Genomic DNA, 20685 nt, shown 5'->3' with positions numbered 1-20685 from the left:
AAATAGTATAGCGTTATCCTTATGGTAAGGAAGTTGGGGAAATTTGTAAAGTAGGCTCTTTCATTAGGTTTTTTGCTAACATTAAAACAATTCACTTAAAAAACTGAGAAGACCATTAAAATATTTTTTTACTTTTTATTCTATATATTTCAACATATTACCTTTAAGTACTAATAATTATGGCATTATTGATAGTTGAGTCGCCGGCAAAGGCAAAGACGATAGGTAAATATTTGAGTAAAGAATTTAAAGTGGCTGCATCCTTTGGCCACGTCAGAGATCTGCCAGCGAAGAATGGTTCTGTTGATCCTGATAATGACTTTGCCATGAAGTATGAGATTATTGAAAAAGCAGAAAAGTATGTAAAAGAGTTAGTCAAGGAAGCTAGTAAAACATCAGATATATACCTTGCAACAGATCCAGACAGAGAAGGGGAAGCAATAGCTTGGAATGTGATAGAGGCACTAAAGGAAAGAAAAGCAATCAATGATGAAAGCAACATTCATAGAGTAGTCTTTAACGAAATAACAAAAAGAGCAGTGCAAGAAGCTATAAAAAATCCACGTGAAATTAATATGGACTTAGTGCGTGCACAGCAAGCACGCAGAGCTTTGGATTATCTAGTTGGATTTAGCTTGTCACCGCTGCTGTGGACAAAATTGTCGGGAAGCAAATCTGCAGGGCGAGTGCAGTCTGTTGCATTAAAGCTTATATGCGAACGAGAGGATGAAATCAGTAAGTTTATAACACAGGAGTATTGGAGCATAAAGGCAGAAATGCAAAATAGCAAAGATGAGGCTTTTTTTGCTATGCTGAGTCACTATGACAATAAGAAGCTAGAAAAATTTGATATTAAAAATGAAGAAGAGGCAAAGAACTTAGTCAGGGAGATCGAGTCAAGGCAGTATGCTGTAAGCACAGTAGAACGCAAGCAAGTTAAGAGAAACCCGCTTCCTCCATTTATCACCTCAAGTCTTCAGCAAGATGCAGTGAATAAACTGTATTTTAATGTGAAAAATGTTATGCGAGTAGCGCAAAATTTATATGAAGGTATCAATATTGGTGGTGAAATCGTAGGGTTGATAACTTACATGCGTACAGATGGGTTTCATATTGCAGATGAGGCTATAAACTCAATTAGAGGGTCAATTAAGTCGTTATATGGTGATAAATATTTACCGCAGTCTCCTCGTAAATATGTAAAAAAGGTCAAAAATGCTCAAGAAGCACATGAAGCAATCCGGCCAACTGATATTAATAGAACGCCGGGTAGTATTAAGGATTACTTAACGCCAGAGCAATTTAAATTGTACGATTTAATCTGGAAAAGAACCATTGCAAGTCAAATGGAATCGGCGATTCTTGATCAAGTGGTAGTTGAAATTAGTTCTATTGACCAGAAAGTGATTCTGCGGGCAAGTGGATCAAGTATATTCTTTGATGGTTTTTATAAAGTCTATCAAGATAACATGGAAGCCGAAAATGAAGGCCTGCTACCTGCCATGAAGGAAGGGGAAGCATGTAAGCTGATTTCAGTTGAGCCAAAACAGCATTTCACTCAACCGCCACCTCGTTATAGTGAAGCAAGTATCGTTAAAAAAATGGAAGAAATCGGTATAGGTCGCCCGTCAACTTATGCAACAATTATTTCAGTATTACAAGATCGTGAGTATGTTTCATTGGATAACAAAAGATTTATTCCAAGCAGCCGCGGTAAAATCGTTACTATATTTTTAGAAACTTTTTTTCAGCGTTGTGTAGAGTATGACTTTACAGCACAAATGGAAGAAAGGCTTGATTCAATCTCAAATGGACATGCAGATTGGAAAAAAGAACTAGGCTATTTTTGGGTGCCATTTTTTAATCATGTAAATTCTGTTAAGCAAATGACACATGATGAGATTTTTAGTGGTATTCATGATTTGGTAGTCAATTGGTTTTGCTCAGAGGAAGGAAAGGAAGAAATAGGTAAAAAATGTCCTAATTGCTCTGGTGGTATATTGAAATTAAATTTTGGAAAAGCCGGTGTGTTTCTTGGATGTTCTAACTATCCTGAATGCAACCATACAAAAGAAATTACGGGCAGTAATGACAATTCAGAATATCCAAAAAGTTTGGGTATAGATGATGTGACAGGCCAAGAGGTAATGATCAAAAAAGGTCCTTTTGGACTTTATCTGGAGTTTAATAGTGAGTCAGAAAAGAAAAAAAAGATTTCTGTACCAAAAGATATAAATGTTAATGATATTGATCTAAATACCGCCACTCGATTACTTTCCCTACCGAAAATAATCGGAGAGCACCCTGAAACTGGAAAAGAAGTAAAAATAGGTCTTGGACGATTTGGGTACTATATTCTCTATGATGGTCGATACTTTTCTCTTAAAAAAAGCTCTAAGGAGGTATTAGACACACAATTAAACGAAGCTATACAAATTATTGAGAGCAGCCCACGCAAAGAGCTAAAATCTCTTGGTTTTAATGAAAAGGGAAAAGAAGTTTTTATCTGCAACGGTAGGTACGGATTCTATATAAAATGCGGTAAAACAAACGTTGCGTTGGGCAAGAATGCAGATATTGAAAGTATAGATCTGAAGAAGGCTTTAGAGTTAATTAAGAATAAAAAGTAGACTTCTTGCATAACCATATGCTTTTTATTGTTGTTCCAGCGCTACACGCTGGAACTGAGAAAAAAAGAGCCTGAATTACAAGAAAGAAAATATTCAGATAACGAGAAAGTTGTCATCTGGTTAGCAGCTACAGTCGTGTGACGCAGACGTGCTACCAGGAAAATAGTCTCTATCAGAGTTAAGCTTTGCTTGCAAAATGAAAAGTGAGTCCAGCTTCTATACCATGTGTGTGAAAAAAGCTGTTCTGTATGATAGTAGTCATTTTATCATTACCTGTTTGTTGAGCCATTTTTTTTGCTTTATCATCAAACTTTAAAGTTTCTGGTTTGTATTCACTGCTACCAATAACACCAAAACCTCTATATCCGATATGCATATTTACATCTTCATTTATATGATAATCAAAGCCAGCCTTTAATTGACCTGCAGGTCTTATTGATGATTTTTCAAACATCGTCATTTTTGTTGCACCAATTCCAATACCGACGTAGGGAGAAAAAGAGAAACTATCACTTTTCCAATAATGATAAACATTTGCCATTACAGATATGTTCTCAATTTTGTCATGGTTAATAATTGATCCATATCGATTGCCACCTTCTGTGTACGATATTGTCATCCGGCTGCTTGTTAAACCAACATTATCCACTTTCACAGAAGAATACATTCCTTCTAATTCAGCTCTATAGCTATTATTGCCTAGTTCTCCTGTGTAACCAAGTGCTACATTTGCAGCAAAAGGTGGGTTATAATCTCCTTTATACTTACTTATTAACTGGCCTTCTGTTCTCTGAGCGTCTATGTCATTTATAGATACACGGTTATCATCTTTAGCATCTTTGCCTCCAATTTTTGCTTTCAACTTACCCAAGTTCAAATATTGACCGTAATATCCACCACCAAAGTAAAATCCTTCTGTTTCACTTGCAAAAGATTGTTGTGACAACAATAAAGCAAGTGCTGTAACTGCTAATGTTTTTTTACTCATCATGACTATTCCTCTAGTTAAAATAGCTAATCTAGTACTAATTAATTAAAAATGATTTAATATGAAAAAACTAATTATTTTCTAAGCTAAAAAATAGGTAAAATTAACCTCTATCCTCGATTTTATTGCCGTCTAGTTTGTCCTCATCTTCAAATTCATCATCATCGTCAAATTCATCCTTACTGTCTTCATCATCAAACCCATCATCGTCTTCCTCATCATCAAACCCATCACCACCTTCAAACTTATCATCAATATCCTCGTCTTCAAATCCATCTTCAATCTCTGGCTCATCGTATATTGCATCTTCAGTTTTAGCTTCAACAGGATAATCAGCAGCTTCAATAGCATTACTCTCTTCTTCATTACTAATCTTATCTTTGTTAGCAGCAGAAAAGACCTTGTTTGGATCATATGGCTCTTGTGTAGGCACACGTGTTGGTTTAATCAGCCTTCTTGTGAATGTGCTATCACTATAGTACAAAATTTTCTTTGACTTAATTGGATAAGTCGATTCTATCAAAATTATCTGATCATCACGTGGCAGCATAATAATTTCTTGAGGTAAGAGCAATGCTCTCTGTGTTTCAGAGATATGCAATGATCTTGATGCAGGATTCAAGTCTAAAAATTTAGGTTTGTTTAATGATTCTTGTTGTACAGTTTTGTTTCCTATAAGCTGAGATATCAAATTAGCCGTTTCAATATTATTGGCTGCAAAAGTTATTCTATAGGTTGAGTTTGATAAAAAGGAGTTCATTCCTGCTTCTTCATATATTCCTTTAAGCTGTTCAGTATCTTGAACAATTAAAAATAACCTTACTCGATAGCCACGAAAGTATGCGATGCCCGTTTGAAATTGCTCCATTTTTCCAAGTGTTGGAAACTCATCCATTAAAAATAATACGCCGTAAGGCTCGTCATCCGATGGCAATTTTCTACATAAAAACTCAGTTGCCTGTTGGTAAAAAACCTGCATTAAAGGCCTGAGCCTAGTTAAGTTATCAGGAGTTAAACCAACATAAACTGTAGTTTTCTTCTTTTTAAAATCCAAAATATTAAAATCACTTGATGCAGTTGCAGTATCGATCAATGGGTTTGCCCACAATTCAAGCGACGAGTTCATAGTTGACACAACACCTGATCTTTCTTTGTCAGCCTTTTGCAAAAAAGCTGCAATGTTCATATACGCTACCGGATGTATTATTTTACCCATTGTGTCCAAAACTACAGCAAGATTGTAAACTACGTCATCGCTACGCATCGTACGCACAACCTCACCAAAAGATTTAACTTTCTCTGGTGCAGCAAGTAAATATAGTACCACCCCAACAAATAAGCTTCTTGCTTCGTTTTGCCAAAAATCTTGTTCAGGCATGATTAGGTTAGCTATTTTTTGCACATCGTCAACCATCTGTCCAGGTTTTTCACTAATCCATTCCAGTGGATTATAACAATGGCTTACCCCATCTGGCTGCGCTGGGTTCCATACATATACTTTTTGTCCTTGTCGCTCTCGCCAACCACTTGTTATTTCATAGTTTTCTAATTTTATATCATGCACAATTACCGAATCATTCCAAAATAACAAATTAGGAATTACAAAACCAACACCTTTACCAGAGCCTGTAGGTGCAAAGAGCAATGCATGCTGAAACCCATCAGCAATAAAATATCCTCTCTTATCTTTACCAAGCAATAGACCTTTTTTGCTTCTTAATCCCGCTTTTCGTATGTCTTTCTCTGATGCCCACTGTGAATCTCCATGAAGTGATTCTTTCTTTTTAAATGGCCGCCACTCAATTAGTCTTTCTCTCACATTCCACAAAATAATCATCAAAACAATTTGAGGCAGTACAGAAGATACAACTAATTTAATTTTGAGCTCAAAGCTATATAGCTCTGGATGATGCCAACAATATTGTATATGATCAAAAATTGTCGGCCAGAGAGCTTGAGGAAAAGGTGTCAAGCTAGGATTAATTGCTCTAAAATCTACACCATCTGGACCGTCAACAAACAGGTAGAATAATATACCAGACAAATAGAAGCAAAATTCAAATATGCTAAAAGATACTACACCTCCTATGAGAATATTGCGTAGGTGATTTCCATTACTCATAAACTACTTTTTCTTAACTTACGTATAAATTTAAGTATTTTCATTTGAAGATCTAGTAAATAATATTTCAGAAATGCTTCTTTTTCCACCACTGGTCCTTTTGAGTTGAATAACAATGTCAATTACATTTCTAATGTATGGTATGATCTGATCTGGGGGAATTCCAAGATTTGCTTGCATAACCATAAGTTTTATTTGCTCAAGAGCCATTGCCGGACTATCCGCATGAAGAGTTGATATTGACCCTGGGTGGCCAGTGTTTATTGCTCTAAGAAAACTAAAAGCTTCTGCTCCACGCAGCTCACCAACTATTATTCTATCTGGTCTTAAACGTAAACATGCCTCTATCAAATCTTGAGTGGTCACTTTTGCCCTACCCTGACCTCCTTTAGAAGCAATAAGATGTACTCTATTCGGATGATCATTCAAAACTATCTCTCTTGCATCTTCAACAGTAATAATTCTTTCTTCAGATGGAATAGCACGCAAAGTAGCATTAGTAAAAGTGGTTTTACCAGTGGAAGTTCCACCACTAATTATGATATTTTTCTTACTTATTACAGCATATTCTAAAAACTCTTTTATTTTTTTTTGTTTCAGTAGCAAATCTAGGTGACGATCTACTGGATTATCGGTCACTCCTATAACAGTTTCAGAAAAAGCCCCCATTTTTTCATAATCATCCAATGCCAATTGCATAGAAGAAGGTTTACGAATTGAAATGACTACTTTATCAGGCTCACATGCTGGAGGAAATACTATCTGTATACGATAACCATTTGGTAATGTAGCTGAAAGCAGCGGTGTCTCTTCGCTCAGTTTTTGTTCTGTAGCTTGAGCAATCAACCTGCTAAGAGATTTTAAATGATTAAGATCAAATATTTCTAACTTTTCGCATCTTATTTCACCGCGATTTTCAATCCATACTTCCTTCGGTTTATTTATTGATATTTCATTTACACCTTCCTCTTGAAATATCCCTTGTAATGGCTCCAAGTATGTATCAAGTGCAGCATAGTTCATTTCAGTTATTTAATATTGACTGTGGAGGAAATACTATATCTTGGTTAACAAATACTTTCAATGCAGTTCCTTGATTAACATAAATAGTTGGTTTTTTATCTACACTCCTATCAACTATATCTCGCATGTCTTTGGAAAAATCATTGATTGACTTCCCAATTGCTTCATCATAAACAGATTTGCTTCTTTTCTGAGTTTGCCTCAACAGTTGACGTACATCGTCTAAAGTTATACCGATATTGTCACTAGTAATTGTATCAACTCCACTAGCTCCAGAACTTTTTATCACACTTACTATTTCTTCCTTTATTATTCTCAGCAAATCCTGATCACTTTTAGCATTTCGAATTTTTTCAATAGCCCTAATACCCAATTTCCATTTTTCGTCTCCTACCTTCCCAACTTCAGTTTTTATAGAATTCTCCAATCTCTCAACAATAGCCCCTTTGAGAGAAGAAATATCTATTTCAGTTGCAGTAATAGACTTCACTGCATCCATGGCAGTTAGCGCATCGATAAGATTAGAGGCTTTTTGTCCTACAACAGCTGAACCAATCGAAACACCAGCAAGTGCCACTGAAGAGAATAATGCACTTGCTATTTTATTATCAACTATTCCAGCTATCCCTGTCCTTCCAAGCTCATCGGTACCAGATGATGCAATAGCAACATCTATACCATGAGGAAGAATGATCCTATTCCAATTTATGTTCACGCGGGCTTTTGCAACGTTTGAGTCAAATGAATAACCACCTATTAACCTTGAACCTTTTGGTATTAAAATTGTATCACCAGTTTCTGCATAAACGTCTCTACTAACAACAGCACGGAGCATTCCTTGTAAGTCAGAACTTATTGCAGTTTCAAGAATAGCGTCAATAACTTTACCTTGAATAATCATTAAACCAAGCTTTCCAGCTTTGGTAGCTTTGCTCGATTGTGCTGAGGTATTGGATAAAACAGCATCTGTAGCTTTACCTTCCCCACTACTACCTGAAATTGCTAACATTTGTGCACTACGTCTGTCTCTAGGATAACCGCCACCCCCTATTGTAGGAAATGAAGTAGGCAAATTGCTAATAACATTACCAGAAGGAAAATTTTGCTTTGGTAAAACAGGTATATTTGACAAGGGAATTTCTTTTAGTTGCTCTTCTTTTTTTGTCACTTCCTCTTTTTTGATTTGTTTTACTTCTGGTATGACTTGTGGAATAGGAAGAGGAGGTAAGGGTGGCAAGAGATCAGTTGCTATCCTCTCGGAAACTACTACATTATCTGGAACTTGTTCTAACTTTCCTTTCAATTCTTGAATGTTTTGCTTTGTTTCCTCTTTTTTAACAATCTCTGGACCCTCTTTATTAGAAGGACTAAAATAAAGATAGTACACTCCACCAACTAAGAGCGCTACCATAACTATCATCAATGCCTTATAACCTTGATTAGAGCCAACTGTTACTACCTTGCTTTCTATCTCTGATTCATCTTCTACACTATTATGCCTTTCTTTACTCATATTATATGTACCACAACTAAAGTGACCTATTTATAACTTCAACTTCACTACCTTCATAACGCATTAATAGCTTTTTATGTACTCCTTTTATTACAACATAATCATCAAATAACAGCCTTTTACAGGATTCGCCTTCTATAAAAATCTGAGGAATTTTATTACTATTTCTAAACTTTAAATAGGTTAAATAACCATCATCGAATAACTCAATTGGAACTATATCTACGTTACCACCTTCATCAATATATGTATAGTTGTACCTCGTATTATTTTCTTGTATTATTTTTTCTGGCTTTTCTGTAATGTATTGCATTTGAGTAGGTAAAGAAACCTCATCTAAATCAACATCAAATTCATCTTCTTCTTGAGGATAATAAAAACGTATTACGTAAGATATATCCTTTTCAACGGAATAATCATGATCCACTTTTTTAGCATCAGTATCTGGGTATTTATCGTAATTTGGTCTTGAAATTAGATCAAAAATGTAATTTCTCTTTTTAGTTGTCGTAATAATCATGTTAGTGCGACTACTGACTTCAAATGGCATGACAAGCAGTTTATTATCATAAGGATTAATTTTCCAACTTGATGCATCACCAACAGCAATATTTTTGACTTTTTCCCCTTCTGCAAACTCAATATAAGAATAGTAACCTTGACTAAAAATTACTGTAAACACCTCATTAGGGCTATATACAAAAGTCTTTATTCTACTATCTACAGAAATAGGTTTATTATTAATAGATGCATTTAAGTTGCCACTTATTAGTAAAGCTAAAACTAACAATATCCTACACATATTCATCATCTACTCTATATGAAATAACTTGAAACCCTAACGGGTTAATATATCTTTGCTGATCATTCATTTCAAGCGATGCATATTTATACGACATCACAACTATCTTATTTTTCCTTGAGGAATTTCCATCTTTTCGTGTAAATTCTATAGAAAATCTCACTTGAAGAGCATCATTACCTAATTTTTGAATTGAACGAATTTTCAACTCACCTTTAGCATCTGAATATAAATTAAAAAGGTCATTCATATTCTGCGATTTTATATAATTGCTAAATTCACTATATACACTAGGCGAAGAAAACAACCTTACTTTTGTATAATAATTATAATTATAATTATATGGGTCAAAAACCTCCCTTGCTTTTATATACTCTGAAATAAAATAATCGTTCAGCGTTTCATTTGCAGAATATTGTTTTACTGTAACAGGATCAACCAATTGCACTATGCCTGACTTTTTATCAATTTCTATAACGAATGGCTCAATAGTGCTACTTGTGCTAATTTTAAATATAGCTAATATGCTTATAGAAATTGCAACTAGTAATATTAATGTAAATAAAAGTAAAGTATTTCTCTGAGCAACAACTGTGCTATAGCGACTTGAATTCCAATTTATATCCTTATCCAATGACTCATTACTTTTTTCTTGTTTTAAAAATTTCAGCATCTCAATATTCTTAAAAATCTTAACTTATATTAATTAACATAGCAAGCTAACAAAGTAGTTATAACAAAAAAGCTAATAAACCCTTAATCCATGGCCTAACTTGCCAAATTTTGTTTCCATATATGAATCATTATATTCATTGCGTTCCATAATAAGTGGTACACACTTTGTAACTTCTATACCGTTATTTTTCAACTCTGATAACTTTCTACCATTGTTTGTAAGTAATTGTATTTTGTTAATGTTCAATTTCTTAAGTATTTTAGCTGCAACAGCAAAGCTCCTTTCATCATCTTCAAAACCCAATACTCTATTTGCATCAACAGTATCAAGATTATATTTTCTTTGCATACTGTATGCTCTTAACTTATTAGTTAAACCAATGCCTCTCCCATCTTGCATCAAGTATAATATAATGCCATTCCCAAAGTCGGTCATTATTTGAATCGCTTGATGTAACTGGCTTCTGCAATCACATGATAAGCTGTCTAATAAGTCTCCTGTATAGCATGCAGAATGAATTCTCACTAATGGCTCATTATCTTTATCTGGATTGCCAATGATAATTGCATAATGTTCTCTTCCGCCACTTTTGGTTCTATAAGATATGATATCTACTTCTTGAGTCTGTTTTAAAAATAATGATGTTTTGCACACTTCATACACACTATGATTTTGTTGAAAATCATTCACAAGTAACGTATTTAGTGCAATAATGCCATTTTCTTCACACCAATTTCGCATTTCATGTTTATTCTCAAAAGTCATATCAGCCACTAACGCGTATGGCAATAATTCTGAGAACTTAAGCAAGGCAACAGCATACGCATCTATTGTCTTTGAGCATTGCAACTCTTTTATCCAATCTTCCTTTGAACAGTTTATTAAATGGAGCAGTTCATCAAAATTGCTTATCAACAGACGTTTGCTACTATGTTCTTTACTCTGACATATGTATTTTACCTTACTTGCAGTCAAAGTAACATACACATTACCTGATATAAGCTTATATTGACTAAATAAATTTTTTTCTAAAGTTTCAGCAGCAGCAAGCAATAGATAGTTATTTTCATCATCATATATTAAAATTGGAAGACCACGCCTGACTTCACTGATGGCCCTTTCTACTTTATTTCTACTTTGATTTCCTATAAACATTTCACCTACACCAAACAACTTGGTGCGGTCGAGAAGACTTGAACTTCCAAGGCTTTGTGAGCCACAGCGACCTCAACGCTGCGTGTCTACCAATTCCACCACGACCGCACTTTATTCTAGTTTCTATATAATTACTTTAAATTACTTAATCATTTTAGGATTTTTCATCTAAAGTGTCAATGTGATACTAGGATAATTTAGGAAATGCCTGTATAATTTAACTATGAATTTTATGGTTACAAACTTTAATCATTTAAGATAATCTTACTACTAATTCTTAATTTAGGTCTTTATACAAATGAAAATAGCTAATATCTTCATTTTTTTAATTCTATCTCTTACAATTAGCTTTTACCCCACTCATGCACAAATATTGTACACATGGTCTCAAATCATTCCAGAAAATAAATTAAGCATACGTGCGATTATAGACAATCACATGTGTCCAATTGCTTACGTCGATAATAAGGCAGTAGAAATGCTAAGTCGCAGCTCAATTAACAATACCGAAACAGTTTGTGAACTGATAGTAGAAACAAATGCTCAAAACATTAGTATTGACAATATAAAAGTTCCCGTATTAGCGGAAAAGATCAGCAAAATTGCCTTCATTGGCGATACAGGATGTAGAATAAATATGTTATTTCAGCAAGAATGTAATTCTGTAGATAACTGGCCTTTGAAAAAAAATTTAGATTCAATCGCTTTTCATAAACCAGATTTAATTATCCATGTTGGTGATTATCATTATAGACAAACAAAATGTAGAAACACAAAAAAGTGCGGCGATATTTATGGATATAGCAAAGAAGCTTGGTACGCTGATTGGTTTGAACCTGCAAAAGATATTTTAACACAATCTCCTTTTCTTTTTGTTCGTGGAAATCATGAGAGTTGTAATAGAGCTTATGAAGGATGGTTCAGATATTTAGATTCATACCCCTTTTTCCCTCAAAAATGTGAAGATCTTATTTCCAGTTGGTTCTTAGATACTGGGCCGATGAAGTTTTTTATCTTCGACTCTTCATCCGGTGAGGAAATTTTTACAACCCAAAGCACAGTTGATGCTTTTGAGAGACAATTTGATAAATTGATACAAGATAAGCCCACGTGGTTTTTGACTCATAAACCGCTTTGGAGATCTCCAAAAAAAGAATTTTTGACATTAAAAAGCCATGGTAATCTTACACAAATTGAAGCTTTTGGAGATAAATTTCCAAACAATGTTACTACCATAGTTTCTGGCCACATTCATATAGCCCAGATTTTATTAATGGATGATGTTCCAGATCAGATTATAGTTGGAAACGGCGGTGCATTATTACACGCTCAAGATCAAGAACCTGTTTATCAAAATGTAGAATTTAACTATCCAAATAGTAGAAATTACTTAGCACACGAAGTTAGAAACTTTTTCGGCTTTGGCTTTGCAATATTAAGTTTAGATGATCACAAATTTACTTTCTATAACCAAGATAATAAGGAAATGTATTCTGCAAACCTAACGAAAGACTTTAAACTCAAAACAAATTTAAATTAGGACTATTTGTTGTTATCGATTACTGACCTTACCGAAAAAAAGTAGAGAAGAAGTTTTTACCATGAGAATAAATTGTGCAGAGTTAATAGCAGGCCCTGTAAACAAAATGTTAGCAGGTCAAATTAATCAAGAGCAGGAAGTATAAAAATGGAAAAAAGCGGTAACTTAGCCTAATGACAATAAATATAGAGAAGTTACCGTTTTAAAGAGCACAAAAGGAATACACAGTAAAAGCGAGGAGAAGTTGAGAATATGTATGGAAGCAGTGTGGAGAAGTGGCTGCCAATGATCAAAAATTTACCGCAATTACAGATTATTTCACCAGCGGCAAAGTGATACCATGTTGATTCATATATTTTCCTTTCATATCATCATATGACTTCTCACACTCACTTTCGCCGCTTAAAAATACAAACTGGCATGCTCCTTCATTAGCGTAAATTTTTGCAGGAAGTGGAGTAGTGTTAGAGAATTCAAGTGTGACGTGACCTTCCCATCCAGGCTCTAAAGGTGTGACGTTTACTATAATACCACATCTTGCATAAGTTGATTTACCAACACAAATTACCAGTACATTCCTTGGTATACGAAAATATTCCACCGTGCTGGCAAGTACAAAACTATTTGGTGGGATTATACATACATCTGTTTCCTTATCTATGAAACTATTCTCAGAAAAATTCTTGGGGTCTACAATAGCTGAATTAACATTAGTAAAAATCTTAAACTTATTACTAACTCTTGCATCATAGCCATAAGATGATAATCCGAAAGATACAACACCCTTACTGCTTTTATGATTCACAAAAGGCTCTATCATTCTAGAGTTTTCAGCCTTTTCCCTTATCCATTTATCTGGCATAACTGCCATAATTGTCCTTTAAAGTTTTGTAATACTTATAATAATATGTAATAGAATTTAAATGTAAACCTGAATTAGCGTTACACTCTGGAATGGCAAAGTTTCCAGTATAAACTACCTATATAAAAATAAATTGGCAATATTTCAAGCCTGCCAAGCAGCATCAAAAACGATAGAAATAGCTTTACTCCACCACTAAAGGAGGAATAATTACCTGAAGGACCTATTAGGTTACTAAATCCTGGGCCAGAATTTGTAAGCATTGCAGAAACAGAGCTGATGCTAGTTATAAAGTCCGCATTGCTCAAGTAAGACATCACTATTGATGATATAGTGAACGTTAACATGTAAATCGCAAAAAACGTAAAGACGGATTGAACTTCATCATTTTCCAGTATTTTACCATTGAGTTTTACTCTATCGCTTTCACTTGGATTTAATAAAGAGCTAAAGTAATTCCTTATAGATTTTAGAAAAATGACTAAACGGAAGATTTTGATTCCACCACTAGCAGAACCACCACATCCACCAATAAAGGCTAAAAAGAAAGCTAAGACTGAAATAAAGCTCCAATTCAAGTAGTTGCACATTATATAGCCAGTTGATGTGATAAAGGAGGTAATGGTGAATGTGCTGTACCTAAATGATAAAAATACTCCTAAGTCAAAATTTTTATATAACCAAAAACAAGCAAGCAAAGATGAGATAACAACTATCTTAATAAAGTAAGAGACCTGTTCATCATAACAAACGTCTAATCGTCTTATAATTTTTAAATAGCTCAGAAAAGGTAAAGAGCCTAAAATCATAAAGATAATTGTTATGACCTCCAATATAGGGTTATTGTAGTAGCCTATAGAATCGTTATAGTTAGCAAATCCACCAGTTGATACAGCGGACATTCCGTGACATACTGCGTCAAATAATGGCATGCCAGCTAGATAGTAGGAAAATATGCACAATAAAATTAGGCAGTAATATATTTCTGCAATATGTATTACTACGCTTCGCGTATGTGGTAACTTTCTTTTAAGAGCATCTGAGTACTCAGAATAGAGTAAATTATTTAAGCTCAAAACCTTAAATATGGGAAAAATTGCAATTCCTACTGTAATTACTCCAAAACCACCTATACCGTGCAGCATTGCTCTCCACAGTAGTATCCCCGGAGATTGTTGCTCGATGTAACTTAGAACAGTTGCTCCTGTGGTTGTAATCCCAGATACTGCTTCAAACAGTGCATCAATGTAGCTTAAACTATCAAGATAAAATGGAATAGCTGCAAATAGAGATAATGCAATCCAGGTACAACTGGTAATCGCAAAAATTGCCGGCATTCCATGTACCCTATTTAGTTTACCCAGTAGAATAAAAGTCGCACTAAATGTGCAGGTAACTATAAATCCAACCAGAAAATTTTTCCATTCGTAACCTAGATAATTATTAGTAATAGCAGGAATAAGCATTGCTACGCCAAACAACAATAGGAAAATTCCCACAATAAATACAATTGAACGTAAAATTTGCAAATTTTCCATAGATAGTACAGTGAAAGCTATATGTTATTAAAAATTCAACTACTTTGCTAATTTTTTCTCTTGACTTGATTATAAATACGTATAATTATAGCGCTAAATTTGCCATAAGAGATAGAGGTAGGGTATGGTATTAGATTGTGGCCTTATTAAAACTCAAGAATCATTATATTTTGCAATTTTGAATAACAATCTTCAAGAGGTCCAGAATATATTCAATATTAATTCTTACAGTAATATACAAAAGGTTTTCAGAAGCCAATTCCCGAGTGGTCGTACAATCTTTGATGTTGCTAAATCCATAGGAAATGAAGAAATCATTCAGACACTTCAGCAGAAAGCTAATGAATACACTAATGCTTTATGGAATAAGCGTAAAGAAACTCAAAATTCATTACGTCTTGCAATTGTGAATAGCAATCTTCGAGAGGTCCTGAGCATACTCGAAAAAATTAATTCTGAGGAGGGTATAGATTATACACAAGAGGTTTTAAGGAGTAAGTTCGATGGTAATTATACTATCTTAGATTTTGCTATTTTACAACGAGAAAAAGATATCGTTAAGGCACTTTGGCAGGAAGCTAATGAAGACACTCGTGTCTTCTTGAGTGATAGTGCAATCAAATCAGCTAATTATAGTTCAAATTTTGATTTAAAAAAAATTATTCCAGAAATTGAGAGTGATAATAGAAAGTGCACTAAAAAAGCCACCAAACGAACTTATGAAGAATCTCATCGGGAAAATGATATTCGTGATATAGATATGCAAAAAGTGGAAAATTTTCAGAGAATAGGTACCCTTCATTACAAATTATGTGAAGCAATAAATTCTTTGGAAATTGAAAAAGTTAAAGCAGTATTAGAAGATTGTGATACAAATCTAGAAATGATTTTAAATAGACCTATACATTCACCGAGCAAAACTACCCTTTTACTTTACCCTCTGTACGTTGGTCTTAAAAAACTACGTACCGGTGATGGTAAAAGATTGAAACAAGAAGATCTGAGCAATATAAAAGAAATTACTAAACTTCTTTGGGATAAAGCTTCTCCTGATATTTGCGATTTCTGGCTTAAATTCCATCAAGATCAACAAGAAGAAAGTACAAAAGACAAAAAAGCAACCTTTGAAGCTCATTTGAAAAACGCTTCTCCTGATATTCGTGACTCGTGGCTTAAAAATCAAAGAGCTCCTGAAAATCAAGATGCAGCTGTAATAAAACTTCTTAAAGGTGAGCAACAACGACATGCTAAGATAGGTAGTGAGAAGTGGCTTGAAGATTTCATTCAAGAAGTTAAAGATTACACAGAACAAAAAAGCATAGAAGAAAACCTTGAAATAGCTACAGAGAAACCTACAACAAAATCTGTTCTACAAGACGCACAACTTTCTCAAATAAATAGAACTTGTTGTATTTTGTAGTAAATAAGTTCTTAGGAAATCTAAGTATGATAACAATAAAAACAAGAAATTTAAACGTTCTATTTTTAACCTAGTATCCAGAATAAAAAAATATCAAAGTCATCATATTATATCACGAACCTTTTCCAAGACTTTTTTTATATTTTCGCTTGAAAGTGGAATTAAGCCAAGCCTAGATAAATATCCACCTTCAGTACTAATAGAGTCTATAACTTCTCTAATGAATTCCCTTAATCCATCAACAGTATCTAAGTGTTCTTTCTTTATATAAAGATATAAAGGCCTTGCTAACATATACTCCCCCGATGATATATTTTTATAAGTTGGCTCAATTCCTGCGATTGTGCTTCCTTGAATCTCATCTTGGTTTTTCGCTAAAAAGCTGAAGCTAAATATTCCTAAAGCATTTTTATTGCTCTTCAATTTTTGTATTATTATGTTTTCATTAATTCCAACTTCTATATATCTTCCATCATCTCTGATATTACTACATGCTTTCTTTCTTTTTTCTTGGTCTTGATAATTCTCTTTGAAAATCCTTGAGTTCATACATGAATATTGATCAAGCATAATAAAATTAATCAAAGTTTCATGTGTACCTGTATTTTGATGTGGGCCATAGATTTTAATTTCTGTTTTTGGTAGAGCTTGATTTACATCAGACCAAAATTTCTTGTTATTCTTTACTAATCTATCATTGTCTTCAGAATATGAAGATAAAGTTTCAAACAGGTCATTTTTTGTAAAATCAAATCTATGGCTTTGATTTGAATTTGCAATAACAATTCCATCATAGCCAATTATGATCTCTATTACTTCATTCACTTTATTTCTTTTACATAATTCTCTCTCTACTTCCTTCATAGGGCGAGATGAAGTAGTGATATCTGGTGTGCCTTCCCCTATTCCTGAACAAAACATTTTGAACCCTGATCCACTTCCTATCGATTCTACAACTGGAGTTTTAAAGGGAAATATACGACTGAATTCCTCAGATACAAATGAGATAAAAGGAAAAACAGTTGAAGATCCAACAATTCTGATATATTTTCTGGCATCAGCATCTGAAAGTGGCACGAGTAATACAAATGCAAAAATAAGGAAAAAGCGTTTCAGCATCGTTTTCGCTCAAGAGTGTAAACTTAATTATCGTAATAAAAAATCAAACTGAAAAGCTTTTTTTCTAGATTTCAAAAGGTATAACGATCAAATGTGTGCGTAATGATGAGATCTGAATCACAGCATTCATACAACTGTATCTATATCGAATCCTCTTATGTTTTTCAATACTGAAAAATTCTTTCATATTAACTTAATGATGCAATATATCCTTTTCTTTAATAGATAAGTCATCATCGACTTTTTTTACATTATCATCAGTAATGTTTTGTATTTCCTTTTTGGCAACATGAAAATCATCTTCTGAGATTTCCTTATTTTTCTTCATTTCCTCTATTTCTTCCATAACATCTCTGCGTATATTTCTAATTGCAACTCGTGCATTTTCAGAAAATTGATGCAATAATTTCACTAATTTTTCACGAGTTTCTTGCGTTAAGTCTGGAAGAACTATACGTATAGTATTTCCTTCAACAACAGGATTTAAATTCAGGTTAGCATTGATTATCGCATTTTTTACTTCACCGATAACAGTAGCATCCCAAACTTTAACTGATAGAGTTTTGTTATCTATAGCTGAAACGCCTGCAACTTGGTTCAGTTTTTGATGTCCACCATAGATATTTACAACTATACCATCAAGTAATGATGAGTTAGCTCTACCAGTACGTACACCTTTCATATCATCATGAAAAGACTGAATAGTTTTTAGCATTCTTTCTTTTGTTTTAGCTTTTATTTCGTTTAACATAAATTACCTAATGTTTATAATCTGAGACTATAGTATAAGTACCTTGACCCTTAATAATATCGACCATTTTTTCTCTTTTTAAAGAAAAAACTATAATCGGGATAGAATTCTCACGAGCAAGTGAAATTGCTGATGCATCCATAACTTTTAAATCACGAGTTAGCAAATCTGTATAAGAAAGCCTATCATACATCACAGCATCCTCATTTTTTTTTGGATCAGCAGAATATACACCTCTTACTTGCGTACCTTTTAGAATAACATCACAATTCATTTCAACAGCACGTAGAGCTGCAGCTGTATCTGTGGTAAAAAATGGGTTACCTGTACCTGCTGCAAAAATGACAACTCTACCTTTTTCTAAATGATGAATAGCCTTCCTTCTTATATAAGGCTCACATATGGTAGTCATAGGTATAGCAGATAATACCCTAGAAACTATAGAGCTTTTTTCTAAAAAATTCTGCAAAATTAAAGCATTAATGACAGTGCCAAGCATTCCAATATAATCACTGCTTGCTCTTTCACAGCCACTTAAAGATGCTGATGCACCACGAAAAATATTCCCACCACCAACAACAATACAAACTTGAACTCCGAGATTACAAACTTCAACTATGTCTTTGGATAGTTTATCTATCACTTCCATATCATGGCCAAATAGCTTTGATCCCATCAAAGCCTCCCCAGAGATTTTGAATAACACTCTGGGGTATTTTACTTCTGAAGTTTTGTTACTTATTTGCATCATCCAAAGTAAGTAACTTATAATTAGCTAATTTAACAGCACTTGATTCTATAAAATCAGCAATCTTCATTTTATCATCTTTTATAAACTTCTGCTCTAGCAGAACAACTTCTTCATAGTATTTAGCCATTCGTCCATCTACTATTTTTTTCGCTACCTCTTCAGGTTTATTTAAGCTCTTTACTTGCTCCTCAATTATAGAACGCTCATTGTTTAATTTTTCTTGATCTAAATCATCTATAGATAAAGCTTCAGGTTTCATAGCAACTACATGCATAGCTATTTGCTTTCCAATCTCTTGTTTATCACCAGATGATTGCAATGCTACTAAAGCACCAATCTTACCTAAGCCATGCATATCACCATGTACATAGCCAGCAATAATCCCATCCTCAGTCTCTAGGTAGCAAAGATTGCTTAACTCTAACTTCTCACCAAGAACCGATATACCACTCATAATAGCTTCCTGCACTGTACCAACATCTTCATATTTGGCATTTTTTAACTCATCAAGACTAGTACAACGTTCTTGACAAGCAATTGATGCTAAATTTGAAACTAATGCTATGAACTTCTCATTTCTAGCAACAAAATCAGTTTCACAATTAACTTTAACCAATACACCATAATTTTTAGCCAAGCACATAGCAATAAGCCCATCTGAAGCTACTCTATCAGACTTTTTGTCAGCTTTAGCAAATCCTATTGTACGTAACCTATCAACGGCTTTCTTAATATCACCATCACACTCTTCTAACGCTTTCTTACAATCGCTTAAGCCAAGCCCTGTTCTATCGCGTAATTCCCTTATACTACTTGAATCCATCTTCATTTACTTACTATTACCTCCCTTTCTGTTTCATCCTTCATACGCTTCTTTTTAGTTTGCACAATACCCCCTTCTTTTTCTTGAATAAGCTCATCATCCTTAACTCTAGACCTTGTCAAACTAGACTCTATTCCAGCTAATATAGAATCAGCAGCTAATTTACAGTAGAGCTCTATTGATTTTCTTGAATCATCATTTCCTGGTATAGGATAGGCAATATCATCTGGGTCAGAATTGGTATCAAGTACTCCAACTACAGGAATACCTAATTTTTTAGCCTCTTTAACCGCTATATGCTCTTTGTTAGTATCAATAATGAATAAAATATCAGGAACTGCTCCCATTTCTCTAATGCCACCCAATTCTTTATCAAGCTTTTTTCTTTTCTTTTCAATATTTCCTAATTCTTTTTTTGTTAAGATACTATCTTCATCATTTAATATTTTCTCATATTGTATCAAAGTTTTTATCGAAGAAGAAACAGTGTTCCAATTAGTAAGCATACCACCAAGCCATCGATCATTTACATAATATTGACCACAACGAACCGCTTCACTTGCAACAATATCTAAAGCTTGAAATTTCGTACCAACAAATAAAATGCGACCATCTTGAGATGCAACATCGTATAAAGCTTTCATCGCCGCCTCTAACAATGGTAATGTTTTTCGTAAGTCTATTATGTGTATACGATTCTGTTGATGTACACCATATATATATGGGGCCATTTTCGCATTCCAGCGACTAACTTTATGGCCAAAATGCACACCAGATTCAGCTAAATCACGTATAGTGACTTTAGGCAAATTTGTCATATTTACTCCTCCAAATAGTTTATCCTCCATGGCATAACCCTAACGGGACTACTTGCATAAGCCATGTGTGAAATTAAGTTATTTACATAGTAATAAAAAAGACAAAAAAGCGCAAACAAAAAATATTGACAAGTAGCAACACGTTGATTAGCTT

17 protein-coding genes and 1 tRNA gene are annotated in these 20685 nt (G+C 33.9%); 3 read left to right on the top strand and 15 right to left on the bottom strand.

What is annotated here, in order from left to right; all coding sequences use genetic code 11:
* Positions 1-179 precede the first annotated feature (179 nt).
* Positions 180-2630: a type I DNA topoisomerase gene (topA, locus tag OPS21_RS03700; protein ID WP_264336774.1), complete on the top strand. Its 2451-nt coding sequence runs from the start codon at positions 180-182 to the stop codon at positions 2628-2630.
* Positions 2631-2808: 178 nt separating this feature from the next.
* Here the strand turns inward: topA and OPS21_RS03695 are convergent, their stop codons facing one another.
* The 8 genes from OPS21_RS03695 to OPS21_RS03660 form a co-directional block, all read right to left on the bottom strand.
* Positions 2809-3621, bottom strand: a complete 813-nt coding sequence (locus OPS21_RS03695; RefSeq protein WP_264336773.1) for a P44/Msp2 family outer membrane protein — start codon at positions 3619-3621, stop codon at positions 2809-2811.
* Between the two features lie 100 nt (positions 3622-3721).
* Complete coding sequence (locus OPS21_RS03690; protein ID WP_265022799.1) at positions 3722-5740, bottom strand: type IV secretory system conjugative DNA transfer family protein; 2019 nt, start codon at positions 5738-5740, stop codon at positions 3722-3724.
* Positions 5741-5770: 30 nt separating this feature from the next.
* The gene (gene virB11 / locus OPS21_RS03685) at positions 5771-6763 is read right to left on the bottom strand and encodes a P-type DNA transfer ATPase VirB11 (RefSeq protein ID WP_007302612.1); all 993 of its coding nucleotides are present in this window, start codon (positions 6761-6763) and stop codon (positions 5771-5773) included.
* A 1-nt stretch (position 6764) separates the two neighbouring features.
* A complete protein-coding gene (locus OPS21_RS03680; protein WP_265027731.1) occupies positions 6765-8276 on the bottom strand; it encodes a TraB/TrbI/VirB10 family type IV secretion system protein in 1512 nt (503 codons plus the stop codon).
* Between the two features lie 16 nt (positions 8277-8292).
* Positions 8293-9084 (bottom strand): P-type conjugative transfer protein VirB9, encoded by a 792-nt coding sequence (gene virB9, locus OPS21_RS03675; protein ID WP_019236950.1) that lies wholly within the window; start codon positions 9082-9084, stop codon positions 8293-8295.
* A complete protein-coding gene (locus tag OPS21_RS03670) occupies positions 9071-9751 on the bottom strand; it encodes a VirB8 family type IV secretion system protein (RefSeq protein ID WP_007302609.1) in 681 nt (226 codons plus the stop codon). The genes virB9 and OPS21_RS03670 overlap by 14 nt, the downstream gene beginning before the upstream one ends.
* 72 nt (positions 9752-9823) lie before the next feature.
* On the bottom strand, positions 9824-10909 hold the full coding sequence (locus OPS21_RS03665; protein ID WP_265027730.1) for a GTP cyclohydrolase II: 1086 nt from the start codon (positions 10907-10909) through the stop codon (positions 9824-9826).
* A gap of 20 nt (positions 10910-10929) precedes the next feature.
* Positions 10930-11017 (bottom strand) — tRNA-Leu (locus tag OPS21_RS03660).
* 190 nt (positions 11018-11207) lie between these two features.
* Between OPS21_RS03660 and OPS21_RS03655 the strand changes: the two genes are divergently transcribed.
* On the top strand, positions 11208-12449 hold the full coding sequence (locus tag OPS21_RS03655) for a metallophosphoesterase family protein (RefSeq protein WP_264336770.1): 1242 nt from the start codon (positions 11208-11210) through the stop codon (positions 12447-12449).
* A 313-nt stretch (positions 12450-12762) separates the two neighbouring features.
* Here OPS21_RS03655 and dcd read toward each other — a convergent pair whose 3' ends face one another.
* Positions 12763-13320, bottom strand: a complete 558-nt coding sequence (dcd, locus tag OPS21_RS03650; RefSeq protein ID WP_006012513.1) for a dCTP deaminase — start codon at positions 13318-13320, stop codon at positions 12763-12765.
* A 71-nt stretch (positions 13321-13391) separates the two neighbouring features.
* Complete coding sequence (locus OPS21_RS03645; RefSeq protein WP_265027729.1) at positions 13392-14849, bottom strand: TrkH family potassium uptake protein; 1458 nt, start codon at positions 14847-14849, stop codon at positions 13392-13394.
* A gap of 124 nt (positions 14850-14973) precedes the next feature.
* On the opposite strand from OPS21_RS03645, the gene OPS21_RS03640 reads away from it, so the two are divergent.
* Complete coding sequence (locus OPS21_RS03640; protein WP_264336768.1) at positions 14974-16269, top strand: hypothetical protein; 1296 nt, start codon at positions 14974-14976, stop codon at positions 16267-16269.
* Between the two features lie 102 nt (positions 16270-16371).
* Here OPS21_RS03640 and OPS21_RS03635 read toward each other — a convergent pair whose 3' ends face one another.
* The 5 genes from OPS21_RS03635 to rpsB form a co-directional block, all read right to left on the bottom strand.
* Positions 16372-17388 (bottom strand): substrate-binding domain-containing protein, encoded by a 1017-nt coding sequence (locus tag OPS21_RS03635; protein ID WP_264336767.1) that lies wholly within the window; start codon positions 17386-17388, stop codon positions 16372-16374.
* Positions 17389-17581: 193 nt separating this feature from the next.
* Entirely contained in the window at positions 17582-18139 is a 558-nt protein-coding gene (gene frr / locus OPS21_RS03630; protein ID WP_015588404.1) for a ribosome recycling factor, read from the bottom strand.
* A 7-nt stretch (positions 18140-18146) separates the two neighbouring features.
* Entirely contained in the window at positions 18147-18890 is a 744-nt protein-coding gene (gene pyrH / locus OPS21_RS03625; protein WP_264336766.1) for a UMP kinase, read from the bottom strand.
* The gene (gene tsf, locus OPS21_RS03620; RefSeq protein ID WP_264336765.1) at positions 18874-19719 is read right to left on the bottom strand and encodes a translation elongation factor Ts; all 846 of its coding nucleotides are present in this window, start codon (positions 19717-19719) and stop codon (positions 18874-18876) included. Before tsf ends, pyrH begins: the two co-directional genes overlap by 17 nt.
* Positions 19716-20531 carry a 30S ribosomal protein S2 gene (rpsB, locus tag OPS21_RS03615; protein WP_026092703.1) on the bottom strand — a complete coding sequence of 272 codons (816 nt, stop codon included), beginning with the start codon at positions 20529-20531 and terminating at the stop codon, positions 19716-19718. The genes tsf and rpsB overlap by 4 nt, the downstream gene beginning before the upstream one ends.
* Positions 20532-20685: the final 154 nt, after the last annotated feature.

The sequence above is a fragment of the Wolbachia endosymbiont (group B) of Chorthippus parallelus genome (assembly GCF_947251815.1).
In the GTDB taxonomy this organism is placed as follows: Bacteria; Pseudomonadota; Alphaproteobacteria; order Rickettsiales; family Anaplasmataceae; genus Wolbachia.
Note: the sequence above shows the minus strand (reverse complement) of the source record. Positions and strands in the feature narration are given on the sequence as shown.

Bases quoted from the DNA above. Each gene is read 5' to 3' on its own strand.
- topA (WP_264336774.1), top strand. From the start codon at position 180: ATGGCATTATTGATAGTTGAGTCGCCGGCAAAGGCAAAGACGATAGGT.
- OPS21_RS03695 (WP_264336773.1), bottom strand. From the start codon at position 3,621: ATGATGAGTAAAAAAACATTAGCAGTTACAGCACTTGCTTTATTGTTG.
- OPS21_RS03690 (WP_265022799.1), bottom strand. From the start codon at position 5,740: ATGAGTAATGGAAATCACCTACGCAATATTCTCATAGGAGGTGTAGTA.
- virB11 (WP_007302612.1), bottom strand. From the start codon at position 6,763: ATGAACTATGCTGCACTTGATACATACTTGGAGCCATTACAAGGGATA.
- OPS21_RS03680 (WP_265027731.1), bottom strand. From the start codon at position 8,276: ATGAGTAAAGAAAGGCATAATAGTGTAGAAGATGAATCAGAGATAGAA.
- virB9 (WP_019236950.1), bottom strand. From the start codon at position 9,084: ATGAATATGTGTAGGATATTGTTAGTTTTAGCTTTACTAATAAGTGGC.
- OPS21_RS03670 (WP_007302609.1), bottom strand. From the start codon at position 9,751: ATGCTGAAATTTTTAAAACAAGAAAAAAGTAATGAGTCATTGGATAAG.
- OPS21_RS03665 (WP_265027730.1), bottom strand. From the start codon at position 10,909: ATGTTTATAGGAAATCAAAGTAGAAATAAAGTAGAAAGGGCCATCAGT.
- OPS21_RS03655 (WP_264336770.1), top strand. From the start codon at position 11,208: ATGAAAATAGCTAATATCTTCATTTTTTTAATTCTATCTCTTACAATT.
- dcd (WP_006012513.1), bottom strand. From the start codon at position 13,320: ATGGCAGTTATGCCAGATAAATGGATAAGGGAAAAGGCTGAAAACTCT.
- OPS21_RS03645 (WP_265027729.1), bottom strand. From the start codon at position 14,849: ATGGAAAATTTGCAAATTTTACGTTCAATTGTATTTATTGTGGGAATT.
- OPS21_RS03640 (WP_264336768.1), top strand. From the start codon at position 14,974: ATGGTATTAGATTGTGGCCTTATTAAAACTCAAGAATCATTATATTTT.
- OPS21_RS03635 (WP_264336767.1), bottom strand. From the start codon at position 17,388: ATGCTGAAACGCTTTTTCCTTATTTTTGCATTTGTATTACTCGTGCCA.
- frr (WP_015588404.1), bottom strand. From the start codon at position 18,139: ATGTTAAACGAAATAAAAGCTAAAACAAAAGAAAGAATGCTAAAAACT.
- pyrH (WP_264336766.1), bottom strand. From the start codon at position 18,890: ATGATGCAAATAAGTAACAAAACTTCAGAAGTAAAATACCCCAGAGTG.
- tsf (WP_264336765.1), bottom strand. From the start codon at position 19,719: ATGAAGATGGATTCAAGTAGTATAAGGGAATTACGCGATAGAACAGGG.
- rpsB (WP_026092703.1), bottom strand. From the start codon at position 20,531: ATGACAAATTTGCCTAAAGTCACTATACGTGATTTAGCTGAATCTGGT.